This window comes from Kitasatospora sp. NPDC085895 (genome assembly GCF_040702125.1).
Classification (GTDB): domain Bacteria; phylum Actinomycetota; class Actinomycetes; order Streptomycetales; family Streptomycetaceae; genus Kitasatospora; species Kitasatospora arboriphila.
In genome coordinates this window covers 1-4,828 of the sequence record NZ_JBFBJY010000185.1, presented here as the reverse complement: position 1 = coordinate 4,828, position 4,828 = coordinate 1, and the positions used below count along the sequence as shown (strand labels likewise).

Below are 4,828 nucleotides of genomic sequence, written 5' to 3'. Positions count from 1 at the left end.
CTTGTCCTCGTCCGCCTTCGGCCAGTCGAAGCCGAGCATCTCCAGGACCCACTCAAGGCCGTCCGGCAGCATCAGCGACACGAGTCAGTTCCCCCTAGCGGATTCCCGCGCCGTCCGGACACGGGAGTGACGATGACGGACGATCGGCAGGCGGGCGCGCGCCCGTCACACCTGCGGGCGGTACATGGTGTGGATCTCGTTGCCCAGCGCGTCCGTGCGGCCGCCGAGGGCGTCCAGCCGGCCGGTCGTGTCGGCCTCGTTCGCCTCGTGGTTGTCGGCCATCGCCTGGAGCTTCTGGCCCATCTCGCCGAGCCGCTGCGCCAGCGAGTCCATGGACTCCTGCATGCCGTCGCGCAGGCCCTCGTAGACGATGCCGAACTTCTCGCCGAGGTCGTCGTCGCCCCACGGGGGCTCGCTGCCGCCCTCCAGGGCCTCCAGCCGGGACTTCATCCGGTCAGCGGCCGCCTGGAAGTCCTTGCCGACCGACTCGAGGTTCCGGCCCTGGGACCGCAGATTCCCCTCGTCGACAACGATCTGCTGCTGCGCCACCGAAATCCCCGTCCCCCGTACGACTGCGACAGCGTTCGACCCGTGCGATGCGAACCGGTCTCCGACTGTCCCACTACCCGTCAACCGCACGATCCTACGGCCGGACAGCCGGCCGGCGGCACCGTGGGCGGACACTTCGCACGACCCCCACCTAACCGGACTCTCGCGCTCCACATCGTGTCAACACCCGGTCCGCACGCGGAACAACCACTCCCCGGCCGACCGTGCGGACTGCTGGAAACCGGAGACGACGAACACCACCACGAACGACCTGGAGTGCCTGCCGGCCGAACGCGCCCGACAGGGACCGCCACCACCCGGTCCGCTGCGCCCCGGGGCCGTACAGCGAGCCTCAGCTGGCGAACCCGCCGACCCGACTCCGACGGACCAAGTACTCGGGCAGGTACGCGGAACCCACCTCGATCGGCAGACCGACGTCGTGGGCCAGGCAGGCGACGCCGAGCAGGGCGAGGGCCACGCACCCGTCGCAGTCCTCCGCCCGCTCCTCGTCCGCCGTCCAGTGGCGCCGGTGCAGTTCGAGCCGCTCCACCAGGGCCTCGTTCAAAGCCTCGGCGTCCTGCCGAAGGAACTGGAAGAACGCCCCGATCGGCGGATGGAGCAGCTGGAGGAGGACCAGCTCGCGCCCGGCGACCACCGCAACCTCCGGGTCGGTCCCCTCGATCGCCTCGGCGAGCTTCTCGCCCAACTCGGACCGCTCCGCCCAGAACGCCTGCAGTGCACCCACCCAGGTCGGACGTTGAACCGTGGGACAGGAAATCGGTTCGTCCTCACCCCCTCCCGCCCGGTGGAAACCGGAGACGACGAACGAAACGCCGGACCCCCTGGACCGGCTCCTGGCCGAACACGCCTGCGAGCGCCCGCTCATCGACTTCCCGCACCGCCTCGACCTGGGCGAACCCGGCACCGCCGCCGAGTTGTTCACCCCTGACGGGGTCTGGGAGTGGCCGGTGGGCGAACGCCGCATCGAAGACCGCGACGCCCTGCGGAGCTACTTCGCCTCCCGGCCCGCCGACCGCCTGTCCCGCCGGCTGTGCAGCAACGTCCTGGTCGACGTCCGCTCCCCGACCACGGCCACGGCCACGGCAACGGCCACCTCCTGCTTCGCCACCTACCGGGTCGACGGCTGGACGAGCGGCATGCTGCCACCCCGACTCCCCCCAACGGCGGCCATGACGAGGACACCGTCCGCCGGGAGGACGGCCGCCGGCTGCTCGCCACCCGCACCGTCCACCTCCCCTTCGGCGGCTCCACCGAACGGCTCGCCCCGCCCGAGGACCCGGCCGAGGCCCCGGCCGACCGGGGCTGACGGCGCGCCCTCACCGGCTGTTCCGCTCCGTCCAGAGGTCGTACAGCGAGGGGACGAAACAGCGCTCCTGCCAGAAGCTGCCGCCGGCCGCCACCGGGTCGACGGTCGCGACCCAGCCGGCGACGGCGCATTCGAGGTCGTACCCGTCGTAGTAGCCGAGCAGCACCGGCGCGGACAGCGCCGCCCGGTGCAGCAGGACGATCTTCAGCAGCACACTCGACGCCCCGCCCTCGCGCACTGCCCGCAGTGCCCGGACCTACACCTCCTCCAGGTGCAGCCCGTCGCAGTCCACCGTCACCGGAACGTCCACGGCGCCATCCCCGGTCCCTCCCTCAGTCGCAGGCTCGCTCTGTCGGGCGCCAACGGCCCTGCCGGACGGGCTTCAGTCCGGAGGGACCGGCACCTCGCCGGAGTCGAGGAAGAGGTAGTCGTACACCTTCCGGAGGTACGCGTAGAGCTCGTCGTCCGACGCGAAGTCGACGAATGTCATGTCGCAGTACTCGCCGTGCGACAACAGCCACTTCCCAAGAACGGAGTCGAACACATGTGCAAGTCGCCGAATGGAGGGTCAGTATCTCAGAGCAGTCCGTCCCACATCTGCTCGACCACTACCGACCACCAGTTCTCGCTGCCGTCGAAGACCGTACCGTCAAGTGCAGCCAGAGCCTGCTGGAAGTCTGCCGTGTGCCGGGCCGCCTCGCCAGGGTCCAGGCCTCGCCGCTGGGGCCAGGAGGAGCGCAACAGGTCGAGACAGGACGCGAACTGTCCAGTACTGCGGTTCGCGTACCTCACGCTGCCGAGTCGCCGGCCTACGGCCCAAACCTCGCCGGTTTCCGGAGTCACACACAGATCCCGGCCGAAGTCGGTACCCAGGCGCACGTATCCGCGCTCGGCAAAGCGTTCCGCAACGGGCTCGGTGACAGTCGCACCCTCGGCCTCGAGTTGGTCGAGCAGAAGGATGCCTTCCTCAGCAGCCGGCTCGAAGAAGGGCGGAAGTGCCGGGCCGACCGGGTCCGACCGCACCGCACCGCTGTCCGTCGTGATGGGGAACGGCAGGCGGCGGGTCTCGACGTCGACCACGAATCCACGCCTGCGCCCGGAGTCGACGATGTGCGCGCGCAGGGCTGCGAGACCGCGCTGCCGCGAAGCTTCCTCCGCACCGTATTCCGCGGAGTGAGACAGTTTCACGTCCGGCCACCAGCGGCGCACCTGAGCTGCGCAATTGCCACCCGGCAGCTCGCAGACCTGCAACTCCGTGTACAGCTCCAGGACGTCACCGGCAGCGATGCCGAGCGATTCCAGCCGCTGCTGCAACTGCCACTCCGGATGGGGCAGCCCGGGGCCGCTGCGGGCGACCTCGGACTTCTCCTCACCTTGGGGTGTAAGAAACTTCACTGCTGCCGAATAACCCGGCCCGGTCCTCAACACCGATCTCTCCTCCTGCCGCAGCCTTCCCATCAGACCTTCCCCCGCCTAGCCGTAGAGCGTGTAGGAGGTCTCGTCCCCCACCGCTTGGAACCACCACCAGTCGGCGCCCTGGTCCTCGGCGGCTTCCGGGTCGATCCGGGTGAGTGAGGCGCGGAGGAAGTCCAGGAACTCGTACCGCTCCGGGATCTGGCGGACCGCGGAGACGGACAGTGCCCACGAGGTGAGGGCCTGGCAGGCCGCGAAGCGCTCGACCGAGGTGTTGACCAGGTCCGGTTCGGAGGTTTCCGCCTGGACGACCCGGCCGGTTGCGTGTTCGACACACAGTGGCGTCTCCCCGTCCGCGGACAGGGCCAGAACGGTGAGGCCGGTATCGTCCGCCGAGGCCGGCTCGCCCAGTTCCTCCTGGTAGTCCGCCAGCGTGCGCGGGGTCGCGAGGAAGTCGGCGGTACCGCGCCAGAAGACGGGGAAGCCCGGCAGACCCACGGCGCACAGCACGTGGGCGACGTCCTGCCTCTCTGCCGCGCCGCCGAGACGCTCGCGGTCGGCGCGTACGACGCCGCCGTAGTAGTAGCGGGTCAGGTCGGTGTCGGCCTGCAGGGGCGGGACCCACATGCCGTCGGGCGGCAGCAGGTTCGGCGCCGTGGTCCGCGGTTGCTGAACCGGCGTGGAGACGGTCGGGTCGAACGTGACGACGGCCGCCCCGCTGTGACCGGCGAGCAGCACCCGGCCGCCGGGCAGGGGATGCATCCGGGCACCGGGGTAGGGCGTGCAGAGGGCGTGGACGCGGGCACCGGCGGGCCCGGTGACCCTCACCTTGAGCAGGTCGAAGTCGTGCACGACCTCGACCGTGGTGGCGTCCTCGGCTCGCTCTGCGGCTTCTGCCGCCGGCCCCGGCCCGGCGGGGGGTTCCGCCTCGGCCTCGCCGATCTGCGCGCCGTCGGCCAGTGAGTACCAACGGTGGAGGCCGTCGTAGAGCGATTGCAGGCAGACCTCGTCCGCTTCACCGCCGTCGGCGGCCGGGCGGAGACCGGCGACCTCGACGGGCCCGGTCCACCCCTGCGCGAAGGCGCGGGTGTCGAACGCGCCGAGGGGCCGCCAGCGGGCCCAGTCCGCCCGCCAAGGGAGTTGCAGGCCCAGCCCGTCCAAGGCGTGGACCAGGTCCTCGGCGCCCCACATCTGCGCGGCGAACCGCAGTCGTGACACCCACTCGGCAACGTTGCACCGGGCTGCGGTTCGGTACAACCTGACCGCTTCGGCGACGACGCGACGGCGCTGCACGGCGGACGTGCCTGCGGCCCGGTCCTGACCGTCCCGGTCGGCCGCAGCAACGGCCTCGGCCAGGGCTTGGGGATCGCCGAGGACCAGGACCCGGACGTCCGCGAGCCATTCGTCCAGCACGCCTCCGGCCAGGGCGTGTCCGATGCCGAACCTCAGCGCGTAGGACTCGACGTGGTCGGGGTGGGGGCCGGGGGGGGACCCCCCCCAAGGGGAGAGGGGGGGGGTGGGGGAGAGGGGTTTGGTGTT

5 protein-coding genes and 1 pseudogene are annotated in these 4,828 nt (G+C 70.9%); 1 reads left to right on the top strand and 5 read right to left on the bottom strand.

The window, feature by feature from the left end; all coding sequences use genetic code 11:
- Positions 1-165: 165 nt before the first annotated feature.
- Together AB0442_RS41875 and AB0442_RS41870 are read right to left on the bottom strand one after the other, a co-directional pair.
- Entirely contained in the window at positions 166-549 is a 384-nt protein-coding gene (locus AB0442_RS41875) for a hypothetical protein (protein WP_366168764.1), read from the bottom strand.
- Positions 550-901: 352 nt separating this feature from the next.
- Positions 902-1,294 carry an immunity 49 family protein gene (locus AB0442_RS41870; RefSeq protein ID WP_366168762.1) on the bottom strand — a complete coding sequence of 131 codons (393 nt, stop codon included), beginning with the start codon at positions 1,292-1,294 and terminating at the stop codon, positions 902-904.
- A gap of 97 nt (positions 1,295-1,391) precedes the next feature.
- Between AB0442_RS41870 and AB0442_RS41865 the strand changes: the two are divergent.
- Positions 1,392-1,876 (top strand): annotated as a pseudogene (locus AB0442_RS41865) (nuclear transport factor 2 family protein).
- Between the two features lie 10 nt (positions 1,877-1,886).
- Here the strand turns inward: AB0442_RS41865 and AB0442_RS41860 are convergent.
- The 3 genes from AB0442_RS41860 to AB0442_RS41850 all read right to left on the bottom strand — a co-directional run.
- Positions 1,887-2,114 carry a hypothetical protein gene (locus tag AB0442_RS41860; protein WP_366168761.1) on the bottom strand — a complete coding sequence of 76 codons (228 nt, stop codon included), beginning with the start codon at positions 2,112-2,114 and terminating at the stop codon, positions 1,887-1,889.
- Between the two features lie 338 nt (positions 2,115-2,452).
- Positions 2,453-3,334, bottom strand: coding sequence for a nucleic acid/nucleotide deaminase domain-containing protein (locus AB0442_RS41855; protein ID WP_366168760.1), 882 nt, complete (start codon positions 3,332-3,334; stop codon positions 2,453-2,455).
- A gap of 15 nt (positions 3,335-3,349) precedes the next feature.
- The coding region (locus tag AB0442_RS41850) for an SUKH-4 family immunity protein (RefSeq protein ID WP_366168759.1) at positions 3,350-4,828 on the bottom strand (1,479 nt) is incomplete at its 5' end.